This window comes from Bradyrhizobium sp. 33ap4 (assembly GCF_032654765.1).
In the GTDB taxonomy this organism is placed as follows: Bacteria; Pseudomonadota; Alphaproteobacteria; order Rhizobiales; family Xanthobacteraceae; genus Bradyrhizobium; species Bradyrhizobium australafricanum.
In genome coordinates, this window is sequence record NZ_JAUMTJ010000011.1 from 1 (window position 1) to 23,849 (window position 23,849).

Annotated in this window: 24 protein-coding genes and 1 pseudogene; 9 read left to right on the plus strand and 16 right to left on the minus strand. The window is 65.5% G+C overall.

The annotated features are described in order from the left end of the window. The first annotated feature begins 472 nt into the window (after positions 1-472). Positions 473-1,468, plus strand: coding sequence for a TorF family putative porin (locus Q2M23_RS10485; RefSeq protein WP_057018099.1), 996 nt, complete (start codon positions 473-475; stop codon positions 1,466-1,468). A 172-nt stretch (positions 1,469-1,640) separates the two neighbouring features. On the opposite strand, the gene Q2M23_RS10490 is transcribed toward Q2M23_RS10485, so the two are convergent. Beyond that, the gene (locus Q2M23_RS10490; protein WP_316395494.1) at positions 1,641-3,386 is read right to left on the minus strand and encodes an ABC transporter ATP-binding protein/permease; all 1,746 of its coding nucleotides are present in this window, start codon (positions 3,384-3,386) and stop codon (positions 1,641-1,643) included. Between the two features lie 310 nt (positions 3,387-3,696). Between Q2M23_RS10490 and Q2M23_RS10495 the strand changes: the two genes are divergently transcribed. Both Q2M23_RS10495 and Q2M23_RS10500 read left to right on the plus strand, forming a co-directional pair. Continuing rightward, the gene (locus tag Q2M23_RS10495) at positions 3,697-5,367 is read left to right on the plus strand and encodes an L-lactate permease (protein ID WP_038380167.1); all 1,671 of its coding nucleotides are present in this window, start codon (positions 3,697-3,699) and stop codon (positions 5,365-5,367) included. Positions 5,368-5,523: 156 nt separating this feature from the next. Further along, positions 5,524-5,940 carry an META domain-containing protein gene (locus Q2M23_RS10500; protein ID WP_076827544.1) on the plus strand — a complete coding sequence of 139 codons (417 nt, stop codon included), beginning with the start codon at positions 5,524-5,526 and terminating at the stop codon, positions 5,938-5,940. 58 nt (positions 5,941-5,998) lie between these two features. On the opposite strand, the gene Q2M23_RS10505 is transcribed toward Q2M23_RS10500, so the two are convergent. Continuing rightward, complete coding sequence (locus tag Q2M23_RS10505; RefSeq protein WP_316395495.1) at positions 5,999-6,676, minus strand: hypothetical protein; 678 nt, start codon at positions 6,674-6,676, stop codon at positions 5,999-6,001. Between the two features lie 206 nt (positions 6,677-6,882). Here Q2M23_RS10505 and Q2M23_RS10510 point away from each other — a divergent pair, with 206 nt between their 5' ends. Both Q2M23_RS10510 and Q2M23_RS10515 read left to right on the plus strand, forming a co-directional pair. After that, positions 6,883-7,521, plus strand: coding sequence for a bifunctional transcriptional activator/DNA repair enzyme AdaA (locus Q2M23_RS10510; protein WP_316395576.1), 639 nt, complete (start codon positions 6,883-6,885; stop codon positions 7,519-7,521). Beyond that, the gene (locus tag Q2M23_RS10515) at positions 7,478-7,945 is read left to right on the plus strand and encodes a PaaI family thioesterase (RefSeq protein ID WP_316395496.1); all 468 of its coding nucleotides are present in this window, start codon (positions 7,478-7,480) and stop codon (positions 7,943-7,945) included. Before Q2M23_RS10510 ends, Q2M23_RS10515 begins: the two co-directional genes overlap by 44 nt. 204 nt (positions 7,946-8,149) lie before the next feature. On the opposite strand, the gene Q2M23_RS10520 is transcribed toward Q2M23_RS10515, so the two are convergent. Next, the gene (locus Q2M23_RS10520; RefSeq protein ID WP_316395497.1) at positions 8,150-8,677 is read right to left on the minus strand and encodes an ester cyclase; all 528 of its coding nucleotides are present in this window, start codon (positions 8,675-8,677) and stop codon (positions 8,150-8,152) included. A 248-nt stretch (positions 8,678-8,925) separates the two neighbouring features. Between Q2M23_RS10520 and Q2M23_RS10525 the strand changes: the two genes are divergently transcribed. Further along, positions 8,926-9,123 carry a hypothetical protein gene (locus Q2M23_RS10525; RefSeq protein ID WP_057018092.1) on the plus strand — a complete coding sequence of 66 codons (198 nt, stop codon included), beginning with the start codon at positions 8,926-8,928 and terminating at the stop codon, positions 9,121-9,123. 18 nt (positions 9,124-9,141) lie between these two features. Here the strand turns inward: Q2M23_RS10525 and Q2M23_RS10530 are convergent, their stop codons facing one another. Both Q2M23_RS10530 and Q2M23_RS10535 read right to left on the minus strand, forming a co-directional pair. Beyond that, positions 9,142-10,341 (minus strand): hypothetical protein, encoded by a 1,200-nt coding sequence (locus Q2M23_RS10530; protein ID WP_229192773.1) that lies wholly within the window; start codon positions 10,339-10,341, stop codon positions 9,142-9,144. Between the two features lie 108 nt (positions 10,342-10,449). Next, entirely contained in the window at positions 10,450-10,926 is a 477-nt protein-coding gene (locus tag Q2M23_RS10535) for a MarR family winged helix-turn-helix transcriptional regulator (RefSeq protein ID WP_316395498.1), read from the minus strand. A gap of 98 nt (positions 10,927-11,024) precedes the next feature. Here Q2M23_RS10535 and Q2M23_RS10540 point away from each other — a divergent pair. Further along, a pseudogene (locus Q2M23_RS10540) lies at positions 11,025-11,392 on the plus strand (antibiotic biosynthesis monooxygenase family protein). A gap of 31 nt (positions 11,393-11,423) precedes the next feature. On the opposite strand, the gene Q2M23_RS10545 reads toward Q2M23_RS10540, so the two are convergent. The 3 genes from Q2M23_RS10545 to Q2M23_RS10555 all read right to left on the minus strand — a co-directional run bounded on the left by Q2M23_RS10545 (position 11,424) and on the right by Q2M23_RS10555 (position 13,955). Beyond that, on the minus strand, positions 11,424-11,714 hold the full coding sequence (locus tag Q2M23_RS10545; RefSeq protein WP_253624923.1) for a hypothetical protein: 291 nt from the start codon (positions 11,712-11,714) through the stop codon (positions 11,424-11,426). Positions 11,715-11,804: 90 nt separating this feature from the next. Continuing rightward, positions 11,805-13,454 (minus strand): chaperonin GroEL, encoded by a 1,650-nt coding sequence (gene groL, locus Q2M23_RS10550; protein WP_316395499.1) that lies wholly within the window; start codon positions 13,452-13,454, stop codon positions 11,805-11,807. 204 nt (positions 13,455-13,658) lie between these two features. Beyond that, positions 13,659-13,955: a co-chaperone GroES gene (locus Q2M23_RS10555; RefSeq protein ID WP_018269780.1), complete on the minus strand. Its 297-nt coding sequence runs from the start codon at positions 13,953-13,955 to the stop codon at positions 13,659-13,661. Positions 13,956-14,273: 318 nt separating this feature from the next. On the opposite strand from Q2M23_RS10555, the gene Q2M23_RS10560 reads away from it, so the two are divergent. Then, complete coding sequence (locus tag Q2M23_RS10560; RefSeq protein ID WP_026192247.1) at positions 14,274-14,792, plus strand: hypothetical protein; 519 nt, start codon at positions 14,274-14,276, stop codon at positions 14,790-14,792. Positions 14,793-15,023: 231 nt separating this feature from the next. Here the strand turns inward: Q2M23_RS10560 and Q2M23_RS10565 are convergent, their stop codons facing one another. After that, positions 15,024-15,302, minus strand: coding sequence for a hypothetical protein (locus Q2M23_RS10565; protein ID WP_141339615.1), 279 nt, complete (start codon positions 15,300-15,302; stop codon positions 15,024-15,026). Between the two features lie 236 nt (positions 15,303-15,538). Beyond that, positions 15,539-16,315, minus strand: coding sequence for a protein phosphatase CheZ (locus Q2M23_RS10570; protein ID WP_076827745.1), 777 nt, complete (start codon positions 16,313-16,315; stop codon positions 15,539-15,541). Positions 16,316-16,625: 310 nt separating this feature from the next. Here Q2M23_RS10570 and Q2M23_RS10575 point away from each other — a divergent pair, with 310 nt between their 5' ends. After that, positions 16,626-17,429, plus strand: coding sequence for a L,D-transpeptidase (locus tag Q2M23_RS10575; RefSeq protein ID WP_076827521.1), 804 nt, complete (start codon positions 16,626-16,628; stop codon positions 17,427-17,429). A gap of 72 nt (positions 17,430-17,501) precedes the next feature. Here the strand turns inward: Q2M23_RS10575 and Q2M23_RS10580 are convergent, their stop codons facing one another. The 6 genes from Q2M23_RS10580 to Q2M23_RS10605 all read right to left on the minus strand — a co-directional run bounded on the left by Q2M23_RS10580 (position 17,502) and on the right by Q2M23_RS10605 (position 23,753). Next, positions 17,502-18,353 carry a DUF2076 domain-containing protein gene (locus Q2M23_RS10580; protein ID WP_316395500.1) on the minus strand — a complete coding sequence of 284 codons (852 nt, stop codon included), beginning with the start codon at positions 18,351-18,353 and terminating at the stop codon, positions 17,502-17,504. 129 nt (positions 18,354-18,482) lie between these two features. After that, positions 18,483-19,325, minus strand: coding sequence for a ChbG/HpnK family deacetylase (locus Q2M23_RS10585; protein WP_168856543.1), 843 nt, complete (start codon positions 19,323-19,325; stop codon positions 18,483-18,485). Next, complete coding sequence (locus tag Q2M23_RS10590; protein WP_316395501.1) at positions 19,322-20,368, minus strand: glycosyltransferase family 2 protein; 1,047 nt, start codon at positions 20,366-20,368, stop codon at positions 19,322-19,324. Before Q2M23_RS10590 ends, Q2M23_RS10585 begins: the two co-directional genes overlap by 4 nt. A 141-nt stretch (positions 20,369-20,509) precedes the next feature. Continuing rightward, the gene (gene hisG / locus Q2M23_RS10595) at positions 20,510-21,487 is read right to left on the minus strand and encodes an ATP phosphoribosyltransferase (RefSeq protein ID WP_316395502.1); all 978 of its coding nucleotides are present in this window, start codon (positions 21,485-21,487) and stop codon (positions 20,510-20,512) included. Continuing rightward, positions 21,484-22,650 (minus strand): ATP phosphoribosyltransferase regulatory subunit, encoded by a 1,167-nt coding sequence (locus Q2M23_RS10600; RefSeq protein WP_316395503.1) that lies wholly within the window; start codon positions 22,648-22,650, stop codon positions 21,484-21,486. Before Q2M23_RS10600 ends, hisG begins: the two co-directional genes overlap by 4 nt. A gap of 326 nt (positions 22,651-22,976) precedes the next feature. After that, on the minus strand, positions 22,977-23,753 hold the full coding sequence (locus Q2M23_RS10605) for a 16S rRNA (uracil(1498)-N(3))-methyltransferase (RefSeq protein ID WP_316395504.1): 777 nt from the start codon (positions 23,751-23,753) through the stop codon (positions 22,977-22,979). Positions 23,754-23,849 lie beyond the last annotated feature (96 nt).

Here is a 23,849-nt window from a genome sequence, read left to right on the forward strand (position 1 = left end):
GTTCGCGTGAAGAAAACGCGTCAAAACAAGAATCTAGAGCTTCGGTTCTGATTCAATCAGAACCGAAAATGCTCTAGGCCGCTGCCACATTGCCGAGGTTCAACTGATCGAAGCCGCAGCGCGCCACGCTGCGGCTTCTTCCGTAGGTGCGACGACAATCCGTGCTTTTACGGGCACGGCGATTCGCGCCGATGCTCTTCCGCCGAGCCGGCTGTTGCCGTTTCCCGGTCCGGATGGACACGTTCAACCGGTGCGAGAGCAGCGGTATTGTGGTGCAAATGCAACACCCGCAAGTCAACATGCGGCAAGATGGCTAGAACGCCTAAAAAGGCGGCACATGCATGTCTTTTTGGCTTCACGGTACCGTGCATGAGCCTCAGATTGGCCACACGCGATTTAGTTGCAGTCCGTTATCGCGCGCCCTGGGGGGCCACCGGAGCTGGGCTGTCTGAACAGGTAGATGGGGATCGTCATGAAGAAACTGGCTTTGTTAGCAACGGCGCTAGCAATGATTTCGAGCTCGGCAATGGCAGCTGACATGGCGGTGAAGGCCGTCAAGGCGCCGCCGCCGGCTCCCTTCGATCCTTGGGACATCGCCTTTGGCGCCGGCATCATGAGCGACTACATCTTCCGCGGCGTCACCCAGTCCAACCACAATCCGTCGGTCACCGCCTATTTCGAGCCGCGCTACAACGTCAGCAAGGACCTGCAGCTCTACGTTGGTACGTCGACCGAAAGCATCTCCTTCGCCAACCGCGCCGCGGCTGAAGTCGACGTCTACGGCGGTATCCGCCCGACCTTCGGCGCCTTCGCCTTCGACATCGGTGTCTGGGGTTACCTGTATCCGGGCGGGACCTGCTACTACGGCGGCGGTGCGGTGGCCGACTTCGCCGGCAATCCGCTGAGCGCCGACTGCCAGGCCAACACCCTCACCAACCTCGCCGTCATGAAGAAGGACGTCTCGTTCTTCGAAGTCTATGGCAAGGCGACCTGGACCATCAACGACAACTGGGCGTTCACCATCAACGAATACTACTCGCCGAACTTCCTCAACACCGGCGCCTGGGGCAACTACTCCTCGATCATCGGCAAGTACACTGCGCCGAGCACCGTGTTCGGCAGCAGCGGCGTCGGCATGTACGTGTCGGGTGAGTTCGGCCGGCAGTGGCTCGGCACCTCCGACAGCTTCTACGGCGTCCCGGCGTTTCCGAACGGCATCAAGTATGCCGACTACAACACCTGGAACATCGGCATCGGCTTCACCTACAAGGTGTTCACGCTCGATCTGCGCTACTCCGACACCGACATGTCGAAGGGTGATTGCAGCGCCTTCACCAGCGACTTCACCGCGGGCGGAACCACTGCCGTCACCCCGATCAATCCGGGTGGCACGAGCTCCAACTGGTGCGGCGCGGCCGGCATCGCCAAGCTCTCGGTCGACCTGACCGCGATGTCCAACCTGAAGTAATCTCTCCTCCGGGGATCGAGGGGCGGCAGAGCAATCTGCCGCCCTTTTGTTTTTGGCCGGCCAGGTCTGATCGGCACAAGGCGGACAATAGCTAAAGGCGCTCGCGAGACCTGTGGGCTGCCCCCGCCGGGGTCAGCGGCAAGCCGTGGCCGCGGCTGACCCCTAATGCCGTTTACGACGCGGCGACCTTGACCGCGTCGCGCAGGATGAAGCGGTCGCCGTCGCGGACCAGCGTGACATTGCGCTGATGGAAGGTGTCGAGCGTCGAGCGGTGGCCGATCGAAACCACCGTGGTGCCGGGCAGCTTCTCGGCAACCAGCCTGTACAGCGCGGCTTCCGCCGGCTCGTCGAGCGAGGCCGTCGCCTCGTCGAGGAACAGGAACTGCGGCGCATGCAGCAGCGCCCGCGCGATGCCGAGCCGCTGCTGCTCGCCGAGCGACAGCATCCGGTTCCAGTGCGCCTGTTCCTCGAGCCGCGACGCAAGCTGCGGCAGTCCGACGGCGGTGAGAACCTCGCGGACCCGTCCCGCATCGAATTGCCTGGCCTCGCCCGGATAGACGACGGCGTCATGCAGCGAGCCGATCGGCAGATAGGGACGTTGCGGCAGCATCATCAGGCTGGCATTGGCCGGGATCTCGATCGCGCCGTCGCCGAACGGCCAGATGCCGGCGATCGCGCGGAATAGCGTCGACTTGCCGGCGCCGGAGGGGCCGGTCATCAGCGTGCGCTCGCCCTTGCGGAAGCCGAACCGGTCCGCGTTCAGCAGCGGCGTGCCGTCCGGCAGCCGCAGCACTAGGTTTTCTAGGCTGACGGCGCCGTCGCCCGGCGTCGCCGTGACATGAATTCGGTCGTCGCGCTTGGCGAGGTTTGATGCCGCCGCGATCCCTGCCTCGAATCCATCGAGGCGGTTCACCACGGCCTGCCATTCGGCCAGTTGACGATAGATGCTGACGAAGTACGAGAACGCGCCCTGGACGTTCGAAAACGCCGATGCGGTCTGCATCATGCCGCCGAGCTGGATCTTTTGCGCAAAGTAGGCCGGCGCCACCAGCACATAGGGGAAGATCACCGAGGCCTGATTATAGCTCGCCGTGAACGCGGTGATCTTCTTGGTCCGGTTCATCAGGGCGATCCAGTTCTCCACCACGCGTCCGAAGCGAACGCGCAGGCGCTCGCGCTCGGCCGGTTCGCCCTGCAGCAGCGCGATCTGCTCGGAGTTTTCCCGCACGCGCACCAGGTTGAAGCGGAAATCGGCTTCATATTGCTGCTGCTTGAAATCGATGCCGACCAGCGGCCAGCCGATCAGATGGGTCAGCACGGTGCCGAGCACCGAGTAGATCAGCGCGCACCAGACAAGGTAGCCGGGAATTGAATATTCCGTGCCGAACAAATGCAGCGGCGCCTCATTGGAAAGGCCCCACAGCAGGGTGAGAAAAGACGCCAGCGTGACGACCGAGCTCAACAGGCCGAGGCCGAGCGTGAGCGTGCGGTCGACGAACAGCTTGACGTCGTCGGTCATGCGCTGGTCGGGGTTGTCGGCCGCGTCGCCCTGCAGCTGCATCCTGTAGTGTTTGGCCTGATGCAGCCAGTCCCCGAGATAGTGTGTGGTCATCCATTGCCGCCAGCGGATCTGCAGCCATTGATTGAGGTAGAGCTGGTAGACCGCCAGCAGGATGAAGAACGCGACGACGACGCAGAAATAGATGATCTCGCTGACGAAGGAATCCCAATTGCGTTCCTGCAGCGCGTTGTAGAAGCGGTTGTTCCACTGCGTGATCAGAACGTTGATGCCCACGATCGCCAGTTCGATCGCGATGACCGCCGCAAGCAGCCCCCGGCCGGCCCATTTGTCCTCGGAGTTGAAATAAGGCGAGGCGATGCGCCACACCGTCGCGAGCGTCGAGCGAATGTTGTTCACAGATTATCGTCTCCGGGGAAGGGGCCGCAAAGGCCTGAAGAATCGGGACAATCGGGGTAGTCCTCGACTAAAGTCGTAGTTCTGGCATGCAAGCGTTGGCTTGTCCCGGCAATCGAGTCAATCCTAGCATGAGGACAACGGCGAGGGGCGGGGGACCTTCGATTTTTCGCGAGGATGTGAGCGATCCTTACCGATCGTTCATTCGCGAGCCGGGGCTGCAGCTTTTCCGACGGACTCCCGCAATCGCACCAGTCGCGCCTGCCCGCATGCAGGCCGGCGCGCTGCATAAAAATGTGGGGAGGATCCCGAGATGAACACCTGGAATCAAATTTACAACCCGCTGGGCAATGCGGCGCTGTCGACGGTCGCGGCCGCCATTCCCGTGGTCACGCTGCTGGTCCTGATCGCCAGCGGCAAGGTGAAGGCGCACATTGCGGCCATCATCGCCGTGATCGTGACCAACCTGATCACGATCTTCGTCTTCACCATGCCGGCCAACATGTCGATCCGCGCCACCCTGCTCGGCGTGATCACCGGGTTCTTCCCGATCGGCTGGATCGTGCTCAACGTCATCTTCCTCTACCAGGTCACGGTGAGGTGCGGGAAGTTCGAGCTGCTCAAGCGCGCGGTCGGCGGCGTCACCGAGGACCGGCGGTTGCAGCTGCTGTTGATCGCGTTCTCGTTCGGCGCCTTCTTCGAGGGCGCCTCCGGGTTCGGCACGCCGGTCGCGATCACCGGCGCGGTGCTGATCGGGCTCGGCTTCTCGCCGCTCGCTGCGTCCGGCCTGTCGCTGATCGCCAACACGGCACCCGTTGCCTACGGTGCGCTCGGCACGCCGATCCAGGGCCTCGCCTCGGTCACCGGGCTCGACCCCTACATCCTCGGCGCGATGGTCGGCCGGCAGCTGCCGCTGTTCTCGCTGATCGTGCCGTTCTGGGTGGTGTGGGCGTTTGCTGGCTGGCGCGGCATGAAGGAGGTATGGCCAGCGATCCTGGTCACCGGCGTGTCGTTTGCGGTCCCGCAATTCGTGATCTCGAACTACATCAATCCCTGGATCGTCGACATCGGCGCCTCGCTGATTTCGATGGGCGCCCTGATCCTGTTCCTGAAGGTCTGGCAGCCGCGGCAGCTCTGGCTGTCGCCGGCGCTGCGCGGCCGCGATGAATCGGCGGCGACGATGGCCGCCGCACCTCCGCTCGACAAGACGCCGCTGACCCAGGGCGAAATGTGGAGCGCGCTGCTGCCGTGGATCATCGTCTGCATCCTGATGCTGATCTGGGGCAACGGTGCCTTCAAGGCCTGGGCGAACGCCAACTTCGTCTGGAACTATCCGGTCCCCGAGCTCGACAAGCTGATCTTCAAGGTGCCGCCGGTGGCCGCCAAGCCGACGCCGGAAGGCGCCGTGTTCGGCTTCACCTACCTGTCGTTCACCGGCACCGGCATGCTGATCGCCGCGATCATCTCGGGTCTGTTGATGGGCTTCTCGCCGCTCAAGCTGATCGCCGAGTATGGCCGCACCATCCGCATCTGCGCGATCTCGCTGATCACGATCTCGGCGATGCTGGCGATCGGCACGCTGACCCGGCTGTCCGGCGTCGACGCCACGCTCGGCCTCGCCTTCGCGGCGACCGGCGTGCTCTATCCCTTCTTCGGCACCTTGCTCGGCTGGCTGGGCGTGGCGCTGACCGGATCGGATACCGCGTCGAACGTGCTGTTCGGCAATCTGCAGAAGATCACCTCCGAGCAGCTCGGCCTGTCGCCGATCCTGATGGCGGCGGCGAACTCCTCGGGCGGCGTGATGGGCAAGATGATCGACGCGCAATCGATCGTGGTCGCCTCGACCGCGACCAACTGGTACGGCCACGAGGGCTCGATCCTGCGCTACGTGTTCCTGCACTCGATCGTGCTGGCGTGTCTGGTCGGTCTGTTCGTGACCCTGCAGGCCTATGTCTATCCGTTCACGATGCTGGTGCTGAAATAGCGCCACGACGCATTTGGCGAACCAGGAATCCCCGCGAGCGGACAGCTCGCGGGGATTTGCTTTTCCAGCACATTTTGCGGCGTTGCCAATCTGGCCAATCGCGTTCTGCTCCCATAGAAGGGGCCCGCAGTTGCGCGTCGCATTTCGAGGATTGGCATGGTTTCGATGAGGCGAGGTTTGAACGGCGGCATCGCCGCGTTGGCGCTGGTTGCCGCGGCTCTCGGCGCGGGTCCGGCGCGGGCCGAGGAGGAGTTCCCGTTCGGCTTCGTGATGACGCTCGACGCCGCGCGCATGCCGGGCTCCAAGCGGATTCCCTCGATCGAGGTCGGCGACAATGGCGAGGTGATCCTCGAGCTGTGGTGCGACGGCGGCAAGGGCCAGTTTTCGGTGGCCGGCAACACCATCGTCTTCGTTCCCGGCGCGATGGAGAACCGCACCTGCACGCCGGAGCGGGCGCAGGCGGACAAGGATCTGCTGGCGGCGCTCGGCGACATGACGGGCTGGCGGCGGCACGGTGACGAGGTGACCTTCACCGGCAGCAAGTCGTTGCGTTTCGTGATCAACAGCAACTAAAGCGTCAAGCGAAGCGGACGGCGGTTCGCGTTCAAGGAAACGCGTCAAGACAAAACGCTCAGGGCGTTGCGATCAGTCCGCTTGCGGTGGCGACGATCCAGCGGTTGCCCCAGCGCACGATGGAATCGACCCGTCCGAGGCCGGGCACGACGTCGCCGCGCGCGGCCATCTTGACGCCCTCGGGCCCCTCGAGCACGGCGGTGCCGTCGCGGACTTCGACCACCGACCATCCGGGAATGGTGCTCGGCCGCGTCTCCGGCGCCGCCGCCGGCGGCTGCTTCGGCCCCAATGCGGCGGCCTGTGCATTCAAGGTCGTCGGCGCGGCGCCCAAGGCGAGCGGACGCGGGCTGGCCGGCGCGGTCCTCGGAATGCTGCCGGTGACGACGGGGTCGGCGTTGGACGCGGCCCGGCGCGGGCCCTCGTTCTTTCGGCTCGGCGCCACCTCCGCAATGTGCGGGGCCGGCGCTTCCTTCTGGACCACCGGGACCGGGGCGGGAGCTGCAAGGTCGTGCCAGTTGGCTCCGCCGGTCCATCCCAGCACGAAGCTTGCAGCGAGTGCGGTCGCTGCCAAGAGCGCGGTGCCGATGCGGTCGGCAAACGGCTCCCGCAGCAGCAGGGCGGCGTCGTGGTTCTCGCCGGTGACATCCCAGAGGTCCGCCGTCTGTGCCGGCGAATGACCCTCCGTCACATCTGTCGGCCAGATGCTCGCAGCGTTGATCGGCTCGCGGTCTTGCATGGCGTGACCTGTGTTCGATGGCGCAAAGCATGATCCTCGAAACTAAATCGAGCCTTAATTTTCGGTGACCGAACTGCGGCGGCACGAAGTCTTTTGGTCGCAGGCCCCCGTAGATGCCCGGGTATCTTCCGCACCAGCGGTCGTTTCCGGACGTCGTCCCCGCAAAGCGGGTCGTCGCGGCGCGCGGGCGGGGCTATAGCGGTCGCATGCTCGATTTCGCCGCACAATATGCAGCCTTTCAGCGCCGCGACCCGGCCTGGGACGGCGTCGTGTTCGTCGCGGTCAAGACCACCGGCGTGTATTGCCGCCCTGTCTGCCGGGCGCGCACGCCGCTCGCGCGCAACGTGCGGTTCTATGGCAGCGCGGCGTCGGCCGAGCGTGCTGGCTTCCGGCCCTGCCTGCGCTGCCGTCCCGAGGCGGCGCCGTTCTGCCCGGCCTGGAAAGGTACCAGGACCACCGTCGAGCGCGCCCTGGCGCTGATCGAGGAAGGCGCGCTCGACCGCGGCAATGTCGAAGCGTTGGCGGGGCGGCTCGGCGTCGGCGCGCGGCATCTGTCGCGTCTGTTCGCCGAGCATCTCGATGCCTCGCCGCTCCAGGTCGCGCTGTCGCTGCGCGTGCAGCGCGCCAAGCGCCTGATCGACGGCAGCGAGCTGCCGCTTGCGTTGGTGGCGCAGCACGCCGGCTTCTCCAGCGCGCGGCGCATGAATGCCGCAATCGCAAAACTCTACGGCCGCTCCGCCGCGTCGCTGCGGGGCAAGCGGCCAACCGTCGCGATGCAATCAACCCCGATGGAGATCGGCAATGGCCAAGAGCTACGGCACCGTCAGTGCGGAACAGAAGCTTAAGATGAGCGGCCTCGCATTCGTGCAGGGTCTCGCCAGCGGCGCATTGCCGCTCAACACCATCGCGCGGACACTCGGTTATGACGTCGCCGAAGCCGAGCGCGGCCGCGTCGTCGTCACGCTGGTACCGACCGACGCGCATCTCAATCCGGCGGGCACCGTGCATGGCGGCCTCACCGCGACGCTGCTCGACAGCTGCATGGGGCTTGCGGTGCAGTCGACGCTCGATGCCGGCACCAGCCAGACCACGCTCGAGTTCAAGATCTCGCTGGTGCGTCCGATCACGCCCGACACCGGTCCGATCAGGGCGGAAGGCAATGTGCTCAATTGCGGCCGTCGCATCGGCACCGCCGAAGGCAAGGTCACCGACGAGCAGGGCCGGCTGCTCGCCCACGGCACGACGACGTGCCTGATCTTCCCGTCTTGACGCAAATTGCGGCCGCGAGACCGCGCCGGCGCTGCATCGGGAGATACGATGCCGGCGCAGCAATATTGGAGTGCCTCCAGCAAGCCTGCGGCTTAGAGACCTTCAAGTTCACCGTGCCGATCGATTGCGTTACCCGAACGCGCATCAAGCGCGTTCGGGTAGTCATGATGCGATCGTCGATGGAGCCATGCACTCTGGCCGTGCTCAGCGCGGCCCTTCCGGATATCCCGGCATGTTGTTCCAGCCGGCGGGCAGCTCGCCGCCCGGCCGCGACGCGGCTCCGTCGCTTTCGGGCAAACGAATGAGGCCGAGCTGCAGCATGGCGGTGATCGCATCTTCCTGTCCGAACTCTTCGGCGATCCGTCCGTCCTGCACGCGCAGCACGGTGGTGCCGGCGAACGTCATCTTGCGGCCGGAGGCCGCGGGCAACGAGCCGAGGCGGAAGTCGCTGAACGCAGGTCCCGTGTGCGTACCGCCGCCTTCCCAGCGGCCGACGACGAGATCACCTTCCGCGACGAGATCGCCGACGCCCCAGAAATTGAGATCCGGAAAGGCTTCGCGAAATTCGGTTATGAACTGCGTGACCGCGGCGCGGCCCTTCTTCGGTTCGTGCATCGGGTAGTGCACGACAATGTCTGCTGTGGCGAGCTCGTTGATGATGCGCGGATTCCAGGGGTTGCCCCAGAACTCCTTGAACCACCGGCCTACGACGTTCTTGTTTTCCTCTGACATCTCTTCGTCTCCATTTGCGCGTTGCCAGTATCGCGACCGGCGCTCTCTCGATGCGCGCAGTGAACATTTGGAGGCGTGTCTCGCACCACCCGATTTCAGATCGGGCGAGCGATCGAGTTTCAGACGAGATTCCGCTGTGTCGATATGGCGCTTAGCACGGCTTCTCGAGCGTCGTCGCGGAATCGGGAAGCGGGTGGCTCGCGAAAGACGAATGCGAGAATCTGATTGCGATCACGCAGGAGAACATCATGCGCAACTTCGATGCGATCGCCGCGCTGCGCGGCGACGGACTTCGTAACGAGCTGCGGGCGCTGCTCGATCGCGCTGCGATCGAGCCTCGTTCCGAATTGTTCGTCAGAAGCGACGGGATGCTTCAGTCCGGTCCGGACGCCACCCCGAAGGCCGTGCGCGACAACGTCGTGCCGCTGAAGACGAAGGCGGCTTAACTCAGGACAGCGGCGGCCTTACCGCCACACCGACTTGTCGGCGTCCCAGCGCTGGCCCTTGAACTCCTTGAGCAGCGCGTCGATCGCGCCGTTGTCGTCCCTGGTCTCGCTGCCTTCCTCGTCGCTGCTGGAATCGTCGGACAGATTGAGCTTGGCGCCGGCGCTGTCGTCCGATGTCGAAACGGTGGGGCTCGAGACCCACAGCATCAGCCGGTCAGAGCTGCCGGGCTTGTCGGGCGAGACCAGGGCAGTGATCTCGTAATTCTGGGTGAGGCCGAGTGCCGGGTAAATCGCGCTGGGCCGCTTCAGCACCAGCTTGAGCTTGCCGGTGTTCGCGTTCCACGTCGCCGAGGCGGGCTTTGCGGCAAGCGTCTTCGCCAGCACGCCCGCGATCGCGGTTGCCAGCTTGTCATGGTTGAGTTTGTCGCCCTCGCGCCAATCGGCGGCAGCAAAGCGGATGGTGCGGTCCATCTCGACCACCCCGCTGGTCCAGCCGGCCGCGGTCACGCCGGGCGCGGATTTCGCCTTGGCGAGCAGCGCGCCGGCGTGCTCGGGATCGACGGTGAGGTTGATGGTCTGCTCGCCGGAGCGCATCGCATCGCAGGTCACCGCAAGGCTGGAGGTGCCGATCTCGACGGCCTCGCCTTTCAGGCTCTTGAGGAAATCCGCCGCCGCATCGAGCTTCACCCGCACACCGATCGATTCCGGCGAAACGTCAGTGAAATCCTTCGGCTGCGGCGTGATGCCGTCCTCGGTGGCCTGGTTGTCCTGGAATTCCTTCTCGCTGAGATCGGAATTGTCCGTCGAGGCGACCTCGGTCACGGTCTGGCCGATCGTGATCTGGCCGCGGAACTCAAAACCGTCGCCGGTTTGCTTGCGGTTCAGTTTGACGGTGACCGGCTGCTTGTCGGCGACGCTCTGGGCGGTGCCGGAAAGCGTCTGGCCGCTGACGGTCAGGTTGGCGACGAAGCGGTCCTTGCGGTCGGAGCTCTTGTCGGCGGGATAGCAGACGTCGAGCACGGCCGCGGTCACGGTCTTGCCCTGGCGGGTTTCCTTCAGCACGACGTCGGCATTGCCGTCCATCAGGCCGTCGATCGAGGTGAAATAGCGCGTCTCGGGGCCATTGGCGGGAGCCGCCTTCGATTGCAGCTTCATCTGGGCGAGGGCAGGCGCCGAGGTGACGGCAAGACCGAGCAGCAGGAGCGGGAGCGCGCGCATACGATAAGTCCTCGAAGGGCAGAATCGGTTCCGTCGTAACTAGCAAACCTCCATGTCATTGGCCAAAAAAGAAGGCCGCCTAACGGCGGCCTCGCGCCGCTATCGCGGTCATGTGCGTTCGTCAGGTTCCTCGCCGCCCTCCAGTCGGCCGCGCAGCACCGTCACGACCCGGCTCACGGTTTCGAGGTCCTTCATCGACAGCCCGTCGGCGAGGCCGTTCACCCAAGGCAGCTGCAGGCGCATGGCCGCGTCGAAGCTTTGCCGCCCCTTGGCGGTCAGCACGACGTGCTGGGCGCGGCGGTGATGCGGGTTGGTTTCGAAGGCGACGAGCCCGTCCCGTTCGAGGTCGTTGACGATCCGCTGCACGTTCTGTCGGGCAGCGCCGAGGTCGCGCGCCAGCCATGCGACCGGTTGCGGGCGCTCTGTGGCGACGATGGCGCCGAGGATCTGCCAGCGCGCGCTGGTCAGCCCGAGCCCGGCCACCAGCCGGTCGCCTGATGTGAACAGCAGGCTGTTGAGCCTGAACAGGTCGGGAATCAGGGTGCTCAGGGCTTCGCCCGCCGGCGTTCGTTTTGCATTCGGCATTTGTCACCATATAAACGTATTGACATCATAATGTCAATTTCTGCATGTATCCATCAGTACGGAATGACATGGTAACGCCATATCGAACGGAGCCAACCATGCCGCAGATGCGCCCCCTGGACCCCGCTTTCCCGATCGACCGCCAGCTCGCGGTCGATGCCAGCAACGTCGTGCTCATCAACCTCTTCACGCTCGATGCGGCCGACGAGGACACGTTTCTCAAGGCCTGGCAGGACGACGCCGCCATCATGAAGCGGCAGCCGGGCTTCATCTCGACCCAGCTGCACCGCGCGCTCGGCGAGAGCCCGGCCTATCTGAACTACGCGGTCTGGGAATCGACCGCCGCCTTCGCGCCGCTTTCATGAACCCCGAGTTCAGGGCCAAGCTCTCGGCCTATCCGGCCTCGGCGGTAGCCTCGCCGCACCTGTTCCAGAAGGTGGCGGTGCCGGACATCTGCGTGGCGTAACGGACTGTCAGGCCGTCGCATCAAGGATCGCTCAGCTGTGCACGAGGATGCCAACCCCAAGCGTGGAAGCAGCGGCCAGAAACGAGATGTCCAGAAATCGCAACGGCGCTTTTGGACGATGACCGGCAGAACCCGAAATGACGTAATAGACGCCATAACCCGCGCCGAGGACGACAAACGTCAGCGTTTGCCTGAGCCAGAACGTCAAGACGACCGCAAGATCATCGAGGCTGTCCAGGGCATAGGCGCCGAGCGCAAGCAGTGCGCCGATCGCGTAGAACAGCACGAGCGTTGACGTCAGTGATTTGGCGTCGCGGGACATCAGATGATCCTTGCATCCCGATCGTAATCAAACTGCAAAAAAGAAGGCCGCCCGGAGGCGGCCTTCGATCTCGATAGGGATGGGGGAGGCTTAGAAGCCGCCCATGCCGCCCATTCCACCCATGCCGCCACCGCCGCCCGGCATTGCCGGCGCCGCGTCCTTCGGCAGTTCGGCGACCATGGCTTCGGTGGTCACGAGCAGGCCGGCCACGGAGGAGGCGTCCTGCAAGGCGGTGCGCACCACCTTGGCGGGGTCGATGATGCCCTTGTCGACCATGTCGACATAGTCCTCGGTCTGCGCGTCGAAGCCGAAGGTCTCCGACTTGTTCTCGAGGATCTTGCCGACCACGATCGAGCCCTCGACACCGGCGTTCTCCGAGATCTGGCGGACCGGAGCTTCGAGCGCCTTGAGCACGATGTTGATGCCGGCCTGGACGTCAGCATTCGGGTTGGTGAGCCGGCCGACCGCCTTCTTGGCGCGCAGCAGCGCGACGCCGCCGCCCGGCACGATGCCTTCCTGCACCGCGGCGCGGGTCGCGTTCAGCGCGTCCTCGACACGGTCCTTCTTCTCCTTGACCTCGACCTCGGTCGCACCGCCGACCTTGATCACCGCAACGCCGCCGGCGAGCTTGGCGAGGCGCTCCTGCAGCTTCTCACGGTCGTAGTCCGAGGTGGTCTCCTCGATCTGCGCCTTGATCTGGCCAACGCGGGCGTCGATGTCCTTCTTCTTGCCGGCGCCCTTGACGATCGTGGTGTTCTCCTTGTCGATCACGATCTTGCCGGCGCGGCCGAGCATGTTGATCGTGACGCTCTCGAGCTTCATGCCGAGGTCGTCGGAGATCAGCTGACCGCCGGTCAGGATCGCGATGTCCTCCAGCATCGCCTTGCGGCGATCGCCGAAGCCCGGCGCCTTGACGGCGGCGACCTTGAGCCCGCCGCGCAGGCGGTTGACGACCAGGGTCGCCAGCGCCTCGCCCTCGACGTCCTCGGCGAGGATCAAGAGCGGACGGCCCGACTGCACCACGGCTTCCAGCACCGGCAGCATGGACTGCAGGCCGGACAGCTTCTTCTCGTGCAGCAGGATGTAGGCATCCTCGAGCTCGGCGGTCATCTTCTCGGCGTTGGTGATGAAGTAGGGGCTGAGGTAGCCGCGGTCGAACTTCATGCCCTCGACGATATCGACCTCGGTCTCGAGCGACTTGTTCTCCTCGACGGTGATCACGCCCTCGTTGCCGACCTTCTGCATCGCCTGCGCGATCATCTTGCCGATCGCGGCATCGCCATTGGCCGAGATGGTGCCGACCTGGGCGACTTCGGACGAGGAGGCGACCGGCTTGGCGCGCTTCTCGATGTCCTTGATCACGGCCGCGACCGCGGTGTCGATACCGCGCTTGAGGTCCATCGGGTTCATGCCGGCGGCGACCGACTTGGCGCCCTCGCGGACGATGGCCTGCGCCAGCACGGTCGCGGTGGTGGTGCCGTCACCGGCGGTATCGTTGGTCTTGGAAGCGACCTCGCGCAGCATCTGCGCGCCCATGTTCTCGAACTTGTCGTCGAGCTCGATCTCCTTGGCGACGGTGACGCCGTCCTTGGTGATGCGGGGAGCGCCGAAGCTCTTCTCGATGACGACGTTGCGGCCCTTGGGGCCGAGCGTCACCTTCACGGCGTTGGCGAGCACGTCGACACCGCGCAGCATGCGGTCGCGGGCCTCTCCGGCGAATTTTACGTCCTTGGCAGCCATTGATTTGAACTCCTGGAATGATTGGATGCGGTCGCCCGGCATCTGCGCTCGTCATTGCCGGGCAAAAGCACGAAGTGCGTCTTCGTGCCAGATGACCCGGCAATCCATCGTCCTTGCGAGAATCTTGCGAAGATTGATGGATGCCCGGATCAGGTCCGGGAATGACGGCGGAGAGAGTGGGCGCTCTCGAATTGGTCGTGGCGCTTACGCCAGCACGCCCATGATGTCGGACTCCTTCATGATCAGGAGTTCCTGGTTGTCGAGCTTGACCTCGGTGCCCGACCATTTGCCGAACAGCACGCGGTCGCCGACCTTGAGGTCGATCGGGATCAGCTTGCCGGCCTCGTCGCGGCCACCCGGGCCGACGGCGACGATCTCGCCCTGGGACGGCTTCTCCTTCGCCGAGTCCGGAATGATGATGCCGCCCTTGGATTTCTCCTCGGCATCGATACGCTTGACCACGACGCGGTCGTGCAGGGGGCGGAAGGTGGATTTAGCCATGACGTTCCCTCTTGGAGGCTCGGTTTCAGGTCCGGTTCATCGGGACCGGCGTTGGATGCCGGCCCGGTCGGCGCTGGGCAGGACGCCCGACGCTCTTAGCAATCGTGGTGCGAGAGTGCTAATTGTGGGCCGGGAAATATGGCCTGGCGCAGTTTCTGTCAAGCAAACGGGTTAAGGCCTTGGTGAGGCCAATATAGGATGGTGGACCAGAAACCAAATCGTAGCGATGACGTAATTTTGTCAGACGTCATTGCTCCGTCTTAAGTTTTACGCTTGGCTGCAGGACGGGTGCGGCCGGGACATAGTCGGGGGATGCATATGATCAGGTCATTCAACGCGCGATTGGTCGCACGGTTCGCGGCTGTTTCGGCGCTGACGACACTCTTGGGGGCGTGCGGCAGCATGAGCCTGCCGTCGTTGTCGTCGAACCCTGAGCCGGCGCCAGCCGAGCCGGGGGTCGCCCCCGAAATGCCCGCAAGCATCCGCGCCGATGAGATCGTCGGCCGCTGGGGTCTCGCCTCGTTCCAGAATCCCGCCGATCGCGCCCGCACCGAGGCCGCCGCGCGCGGCCAGTGCAAGCAGCCTTACGTGATCGGCGCCGGCCAGAACGGCGGCGTCATCATGCATCTGGCCGACCAGGCCACCCCGCAGGAACTGCGGCTGAAGGGTTCCCCGAGTGGCAAGAACTATATCGGCCCGCCTGGACCGACGCCCGGCGAGCAGGACCGCGAGATCGTCTCGTTCGATGGCCGCGTCATGATCACCCGCTTCGTCGACAAGGACGCCGGGGTCCGCTACGGCAACATGGTCTACGTCCGCTGCGCCCCGAGGGCGTAACGGCGGGACTTCGAGCGATCTTCCGACAAAGCGCCGCATAGTCGGTGCACCTCTCCCCTTGTGGGAGAGGTCGGATTGCATCGTCAGATGCAATCCGGGTGAGGGGTCTCCCTCCGCGAGTGACCCTTTCGAGATTTGAGTAGGCGGCGACAACCCCTCATCTGGCGCGGATTGCATCCGCGCCACCTTCTCCCACAAGGGGAGAAGGGAAGGAGACCCGCAAACACGGCCTTATCGCCGCACGCCAACCCGATTGACGCCGCCATTCAAATTGCCGCCCGCATTGTGGCGGACCGCAGCGCGCGCCACCGGACGAGGCCTGAGCACAACGCCTGCCCGCGCCACGCAGCCTGCCGGATAACCGACATACGTGCAGTAAATCACGGCGTTGGCCGGTGCTGGACTGAGAGCGGCGCCTGCAAACCCCAACATCAGGCTCGCCGCTATTCCCGCAACCGTCACTGACTTGGTTGGAAAAATGTTCGTCCGACGCATGGTGATCCTCCTCATCGCGGGCGGGCCAAAAGATGGTGCGCCGCTTCAGGCGCGGCCCAACATAATGAGCAGCAAGGCATGGATCGGATTGACGTAGATCAACGCCCGCGCGCGGCCGTACGTCTGTGCGTGAAGCCGGCGCAACGGCAGCACGAGCACGGCGCTGTGTCTGGTGACCTCTACTGGGTGGGCTCGCTCAAACAAGAACGCCGGCCCGAGGGCCGGCGTTTTTCGTGCTGATCTGAGAAACCTCAGTTGAACATCGCGTCGATGTCGTCCTGTGAGGCGTGGCCGGCGTCGCCGTCGAGCTTCGGACCGTTGAGCAGGCGGGCATCGCCCTCGCGGGTGTCGACGATCGCCGGGACGTGCGACTTGATCGCGTCGACGCCGCCCCAGATGTTCATCATCTCGTTGATGTGCTGTTCGATGAACTTCATCGTCTGCATCACCTTGCTGATGCGCTGGCCGGTGAGGTCCTGGAAGTTGCAGGCCTCGAAGATCGAGACCACGCGCTCCTGAATATCTTCGCTGAGCCGCTTCTGCTGGTCGGGCGTGACGTTGTTGGCGAGCGCGGACGCGGCCTGGTCGATCGCCTCCACCGCCTCGAGGATCTGCTGGGTGGCCTGTTCGGTGCCGCCGACCACGGCGCCGAGCTCGCCATTGACCTTGGCCATCTCCTCGCCGTTGAAGCTCTTGCCATGCAGCACGGCGATCTCGCGCTTGGTGCGGCTGATCGCGTCGTGGATCAGGTCGAGCTCGACCTTGAGCTTCTCACACTGTTCGACCTGCGCACGGTAGGTCTCGAGCAGCGCGTGGGTCTCGGCGACTTCGCGGGCGACCGCCGCATCGACGCTGTCGCCGGTGCGCTGTGCCGGGGCTGCGGCCATCTGGGCGCGGATCGAGCGAAGCTCGGCCATGATCTCGCGATGCATCGGACCGAGATCGGCGCCGCCCGTAACATCCGGCTCCGGCATCACAACCTCGCCCATCGCCTGCTCGACACGAAAACGCTTGCGCTTCACTGACATGATTTTCATTCCCGCCCCTTCACTGAAGTCCGTTCTAGACAGAGCGGATTTAACGTCAGGTTCACGCCGGAACTGTTTGCGCGGATAGCGCGCAAGCGCGGCGATACCGGCGATTAACCATGTCGCCACGCCGTTCACGCAAAATAAACGCTGTCAGGGAAAACCGCGCTCCATTGCCGATGTGGTGAATCGAAACGGCCGATCCGTTTACCAAACCGATGCGGTTTTCATTGCTTATTGACCACGTGCAACGGCGCAAAGTCGGCGCCGCGCGCATCACGTCACGACGAAACCAGTACAGAGTACGTCGATGTTCAGGAAAACCACGCTTGCGCTGCTCGCCGGCGCGTCTTCTCTTATTGCCGTTCCCCATCACGCCATGGCGATCGACGCGGCAGCGCCCGCCGGGCCCGCCGTCATCTATGCCAATCAGGGCGCTCCGCAGCCGCCGATGCGCACCGCCTATGTGCAGCCGCAGCGCTCCAACATGGGCGGCGGCTTCATCGAATTCCTGTTCGGCGATGCGCCGTCGTCGCAGGGTTATTCGCCACAGCCGTATCAGCAGCAGCCTGGCTATTACGGCAACCGTCAGCTGCCGCCGATGGATCCGCAGCAGCAGATGCTCCGGCAGCAGGAAGAGGCCGCGGGCGATCCGGCGCAGCGTCCGTTCGATCCGAGATACGAGAAGCAACTGGTCGACTATAGCGGCAAGGAAAGCGCCGGCACCATCGTCGTCGATACGCCGAACAAGTTTCTCTATCTGGTGCAGGGCGACGGCCGCGCGCTGCGCTACGGCATCGGCGTCGGCCGGCCCGGCTTCACCTGGGCCGGCGTCAAGACGATCTCGGCCAAGAAGGAGTGGCCGGCCTGGACGCCGCCGCCGGAAATGCTGGCGCGCCGTCCCGATCTGCCGCGGCACATGGAAGGCGGCCCGGAAAATCCGCTCGGCGCCCGCGCGATGTATCTTGGCTCCTCGCTCTATCGCATCCACGGCTCCAACGAGCCCTGGACGATCGGCACCAACGTCTCGTCCGGCTGCATCCGGATGCGCAACGAGGACGTCATCGACCTCTACGGCCGCGTCAATGTCGGCGCCAGGGTCGTTGTGATGTGAAGTTGTAGTCCCGATCGATCAAAATAAAACGGCCGCTCGATGGAGCGGCCGTTTGTGTTTCAGGTGAGACGCTTACGCGTAATTGCTGTCGTCACCATCTCCGCCGCCGTCGAAGCCGTCGTCATCATTGTCGAAGTCGTCGGCGTCTTGATCATCGTCACTGTCCCGGTCGGCCTGCGCTTGGTCGAACGCGCCGGCGCGCGAGCCGCTGTCGCGGTTGGAGCCGATGTCGTTGACCCCGGCGTCGCGCGCGAGGTCGCTCGACGACTGGTCGCCGCCCCAGGGACGCGAACCGCCGCCGAGGCCGCCGGCATCGGCCATCGACTGGTGGCTGCCGCCACCCATCACGCCGCGGATGCTGGAGAGCAACAGTCCGCCGCCGACCACGCCGGCCGCGGCCGCCGCCGCCGTGCCGAGGAACGAGCCGCCACCGCCGCCCGGCGCGCCGCCGAGCGCCGGCGGCTGCGGGCCGCCATAGCCTTGGCCGTAGGGTTGCGCGGGCTGGCCGTAAGGCTGGCCATAGCCGCCGCCGGCCTGCTGCATCGCCTGGCCCGAGTTCCAGACCGGGCGGCTGCCAGGATCGCGGCCGCCCATGTCGGGCGCCCGCACCGGCGGCACCGAACCATGCTGCTGGCCCTGTCCGCCGAAGATCGCATCGCGCATCGAATCGAGGAAACCGCCGCCCTGCTGCTGGGCTCCCTGCTGCTGGCCGACCGCGGCCTCGAGTTCCTGAATCCGGTCATGGGCGCGCTTCAGCGCCTCGTCCTGCACCAGCGCGGTCTGCACCAGCGCGTAGACCGCATTCGGCGCGCTGCGCAGGCCCTGCATGATCGCGGACATGGCCTCGCCGTCGCGCGGGGCATTCTCCAGCTTGGCGAGCCGGTCGAAGAGATCGTCGATCAGTTGGCGTTCTTGCGGTGTCATGGCGTTCTCCATCGCGTCGATCGAATCGGCGCGTCCGAGATGTAGGACGGGGTTTGTGGCGCAAGGAGTGGGGGCCAGAATTAAATTTATGTATGCGACAATACGACCGGCGGATTCCTATGAGCCTTGTCAGGCCAGTGTAACTTTATTCAGGGCCAGCAGCGCGGGGAAATCGACGCCTGCCAGATAGGCATGTTCGGTCTCGCGCTGCGTCGTCAGCGGGTCGAGGCTCTTCAGCGTTTCGTCGACGAAACCGGGATGGCACATCACGAGTCCGTCCTCGGGCATGCCGTCGAGGAAGCCCTGCATCAGCGCCGCGAAATCATTGCCGCGCGTAAAATCATAGGCGCCGGCGAAGGCCGGATTGAACCGCAGGCCTGCTCGCTGCGCCTTGATCCGGAACTGCGTGCTGAGCACGTTCAGCACCAGCGCTTTCGGCGCCGCCAGCTGGCGCGCCAGCGGGCCTTCGCGGCCGCACTGCCGCACCCAGGCGCCCGGCGCGCGCTCCTTCACGGCGCGCAGGAAGCCGTCGCGCACCTGCGGGAACAGCTGCGCGTGCTGATGACCGTCGACGAAGTCGGGTGCGCGGCCGAACAGATCATGGAAGGCGTCGAGCTGCGCCAGCACCTCGGCATGGACCAGTTCGGCGTCGAGCCGATGCATCAGCCCGGCGCGCAGCAGCCGCGGGAAGGGCAGGAACATGTCGCTGTCGAGCGGGCGGAAATGCATCGTCAGCGGCCGGAACGGCGCGGTCAGCGTCACATGCAGCCCGATCGCGCAGCGCGGGCTGTTCGCCACCGACGCCGTGAGTGCGCTGGCCGCATCGCGGCCGATCGCCGGCGTCACCGTCATCACCGACGTCGCATTGAGGCGGCCGCGCTCGATCAGGTCGCGGATCGCGCGGTTGACGCCGTCGCTCAAGCCATAATCGTCAGCACACAGCCAGATCCGGCGCGGCGTATCGGTGTTCATTCCGCGGCGGTCCGCTCGGAGGCATTTTGCGCCGCGCCGCCGTCGGCGTGCTTCTCGGTGTGCTCGGCGACGAAGTAGATCGGCCGCGCCTTCAGCTCGGAGAGGATCTTGCCGATATATTCGCCGACGATGCCGATCATGATCAGCTGCACGCCGCCGATCGTCATCATGCCGATCATCAGCGACGGATAGCCGGGGACCTGCTTGCCGGTGGTCAGCACTTCCCACAGGATCGAGAGGCCGAACAGGAACGCCACGCCGGCGAGCAGCGCGCCGAGCAGGCTTGCGAAGCGCAGCGGCGCCACCGAGAACGAGGTCAGGCCCTCGATCGACAGACCGATCAGCCGGCCGGCATTGAAGGTGGTGACGCCATGCGCGCGCGGCGCCGGCTCGTAGTCGACGCGGATCTGCCGGAAGCCGATCCAGCTGGCGAGGCCCTTGAAGAAGCGGTTGCGCTCCGGCAATTGCCGCAGCGCCGCGGCCGCGCGCGGCGACAGCAGACGGAAGTCGCCGGCATCCTCCGGGATCTGCTGCCGGGCGCCCCAGTTGATCAGCGCGTAGAAGCCGCGCACGGCCAGCCGCCGCGCGGCCGATTCATTGTCGCGATGCGCCTTCGCCGTGTAGACCACGTCATAGCCGTCATCGATCCAGTGCGCGACCAGTTGCTCCACCAGCGTCGGCGGATGCTGGCCGTCGCCATCCATGAACAGCACCGCGCCGCGGCGGGCGTGGTCGAGGCCGGCCATCAGCGCCGCCTCCTTGCCGAAATTGCGCGACAGCGACACCACCTGCAGGTCGAGCCCGTCGGCGGGCAGGCCGCGCGCGATCATCAGCGTGTTGTCCGCGCTGCCGTCATCGACATAGATCACCTCGCAGGCGAGGCCATAGCGGGCGCGCAGCGTCTTGGCGAGGTTGATCAGCCGCTCATGCAACGCAGCAAGCCCGGCCGCCTCGTTGTAGACGGGCACGACGATCGACAGACCCTGCCCGGCGGCGGTCTTGGCGGTCGTGGTCAGGCTGGAAACGTCAGAGCCCAGCATCATCGGTCAGGTTCCAGAACTAGAGCGTTTTCGAGCGAAATGGCCTTCCGCCTCGCACGAAGACACCGCGTCAAAACGAGAGATCCCTCGAACACAATATGGTACCGCAGGGTAGCTGTCGCCAACATGAACGGCGTGGCCGCCTCATTGTCGCAGGAACGCCTCGAGCCTGGCGAACAGCGGGTTCTCGCGGTCGAACACATAGTCCAGCGACACCACCGACACGGTTTCGGCGCCGTGCTCGCGCAGGAAGCTGCCGAGCGCGTAGAGCTTGCCCGGTGGGCAGTGCAGCGTAAGCATGCCCGACGAGGTCGGGCCGCCGAACGGGGTGACCACGCCGAAACGGTTACGCGCCTCGGAGAGCAGCGCATCGTTGCAGCCGGCGAAGCGGGTGCGGACCTCGCGATACTTGCTGGCGCGGGCGCGCGCAGCGATATGGTCGAGGATCACGCGCGCGGTCTCGCGGGCGCCCTTCGACCAGTCGGCATCCTTGGACGCCACCAGATTGGCCTGGCTGCGCAGCATGACGCCGTCGTCGAGCACCTTGAGCCCGTTGGCGGCAAGCGTCGCCCCGGTGGTCGTGATATCGACGATCAGCTCGGCGGTTCCGGCGGCGGGCGCGCCCTCGGTGGCGCCGGCGCTCTCGACGATGCGGTAGTCGCCGACGCCGTGTTTGGCAAAGAAGCCGCGCGTCAGATTGATGTATTTGGTCGCCACCCGCATGCGGTGATTGTGCTGCTCGCGGAAGCCCGATGCGACGTCGTCGAGATCGGCCATGGTGCGGACGTCGATCCAGGCCTGCGGCACCGCGACCACGACATTGGCAAAGCCGAAGCCGAGGCCTTCGATCATCAGCACGCGCTTGTCGGCATCGGGAATGCTCTCGCGCACCAGGTCCTCGCCGGTGACACCGAGATGCACTGAGCCGCGAGCCAGATTGGCCGCGATCTCGCTCGCCGAGAGATAGGCGATCTCGACATTGTCGACGCCGGCGATGGTGCCGCGATAGTCGCGGGCGCCGCCGGCCTTCGACAAGGTCAGCCCGGCGCGGGCGAAGAAGCTTTCGGCGTTTTCCTGCAGCCGCCCCTTGGAGGGCACGGCGACGACGAAGGGCGTGCTCATTGGGCGGCTCCGAAGGAGGTGGCCTGGCCATGCCGGGTCATCGCCTCGATCCAGACCGAGAAGCCGACCGCGGGGATCGGAGCCGCCGAGCCGAGCTGCGTCATCAGCCCGTCATAGCGCCCGCCGGCGACCAGCGGTTCGGCGCCGTTGCCCTTGGCGTGCAGCTCGAACTCGAAGCCGGTGTAATAGTCGAGGCCGCGGCCGAAGGCGGTGGAGAACCGGGTCTTTCGGATGTCGATGCCGCGCGCGGCCATGAAGCCGATCCGGCTCTCGAGCTGGTCGATCGCAGCGGCAAGGTTCAGCTTGGCCTCGCCAGCCAGCGCGCGCAATTGCGCGACCGCGTCGTCGGGATCGCCCGCAATCGCCAGGAAGCGCTTGATGGTCGCGACCGCATCGCGCGGCAGTGCGCCGCCCTTCAGCGTCGATTGCTCGAGGAAACGGTCGGCGATCTCGGCCACCGTGCGGCCGCCTACATTGGTGGTGCCGGCGATCGACATCAGATCGGTGACCAGCGCCAGCGCCGCCTTGCGGTCGGAGCCGGCCAGCGCGGCGAGCACGCCCTCATATTCGTTGCGGCCCGGCGCGGTCTTGAGCGTCAGCTGCTCGATGTCGTCGGTCAGCGAGACCTTGCGGTTGAAGTCCTTGATCAGCCGGCGCCGCCACACCGGATAGAGGTCGAGCGCATCGATCAGCGCGTTGAACAGCGCGACGTCGCCGGTGCGGATCTCGACGTCCTTCAACCCGAACGCCGTGGTCGCCTCCAGCGCCAGCGCCAGCATCTCGGCGTCGGCCGCGGCGCGATCCTGCCGCCCGAACGATTCGATGCCGGCCTGCAGGAACTGGCTCGGCGCACCGCCGCGATAGCGGAACACGGGGCCGAGATAGCTGAAGCCGGCCGGCTGGCCCGCGCGGGCGGAGGCGAGGTAATCGCGTGCCACCGGGATCGTGAGGTCCGGGCGCAGGCAGAGCTCCTCGCCGCTCGGGTCGGTCGTCAGGTAAAGGCTCTTGCGGATGTCCTCGCCGGAGAGATCGAGGAACGGCTCGGCCGGCTGCAGGATCGCGGGCTCGGACCTCTGATAGCCGGCCTGCGCGAACGAGGCCAGCAGCGCATCCGCCCAAACGGCGGATCCGGCGGCGGATCGTGGTGCGGCAGCTTCGGTCATCTCGACGTCCAATTCGCTCCGAAATCGCGTTCCAGAGCGGGTTCCATGAGTGGTGTTTGCGGAGCCCTTAGCACGGTCGGCCCATGCTTTCGACAGGGATCGGCCAAGTGGCTTAATGATTGGGTTCGTTAACGATTTTGCGACGACTTGGCTAGGGGCAGATGTTTGTCCTCGGCTTTCATCGGGCAAACGAGCTGCAGGTTCCGTCATCCCGGCGCAAAGGCTTCGCCTTTGTCGCTGGAGGCGCGAGCGCAGCGAGCCTCGAAGGATCGACGGCCACCAGCCGGGCTGTGCATCCTTCGAGGCTCGCCGAAGAGGCTCGCACCTCAGGATGACGGGGAGGGAGTGCGTGGCCCATTTCCTCGCCAGTCCCCCAGTGCCGCCTGTACCAGCGCCAGCGCGGCGACCGCGGCGGTGTCGGCGCGCAGGATGCGCGGGCCGAGGGCGAGGCGGAGGATGGCGGGCTGGCGCAGCAGCAGCGCGCGCTCCTCCTCGGCAAAGCCGCCTTCCGGGCCGATCAGGACATCGATCCCGGCGTTCGCAGCCGATGCCGCCGCCAGCGCCTGCACCGGGCTTTCGACCTCGGCCGCCTCGTCGCAGAACACCAGCAGCCGCGCCGGGTCGCGGCCCGCCAGGAAACGTTCGAGGGGCAGGGGGTCGGCGACTTCGGCGAGCGAGATGATCCCGCATTGCTCGGCCGCCTCGACCACATTGGCGCGCATCCGCTCGCCGTTGACCCGCGACACCTGGGTGAAGCGTGTCAGCACCGGCACCAGCCGCGCGGCGCCCATCTCGACCGCCTTCTGCACCATGTAGTCGAGCCGCGCATGCTTCAGCGGCGCGAACACATAGGTGACGTCGGGCAGGCGGTCCTGCGCGCGGGTCTGTGCCGCGACCGTCAGCATGTCGGCCCGCTTGCGGCCGGAAATCTCGGCGCGCCATTCGCCGTCACGCCCGTTGAACACCAGCACGCTGTCGCCGGCGCCGAGCCGCAGCACGTTGCCGAGATAGTTGCTCTGATCGCGTTCGAGCGGAACGGTTGCGCCGGCGCCGAGCGGGGCGTCGACAAACAGGCGGGGGCTGCGGAAATCGAGTTCAGGCATATCCGAGGCGGCTTCAGGGCGGTGTGGCCAGTTTACCAAACTGCGCGACACCGTAATCCCGCGGACTCCTCAGGAACTCGCCAGCCAGGTAATATT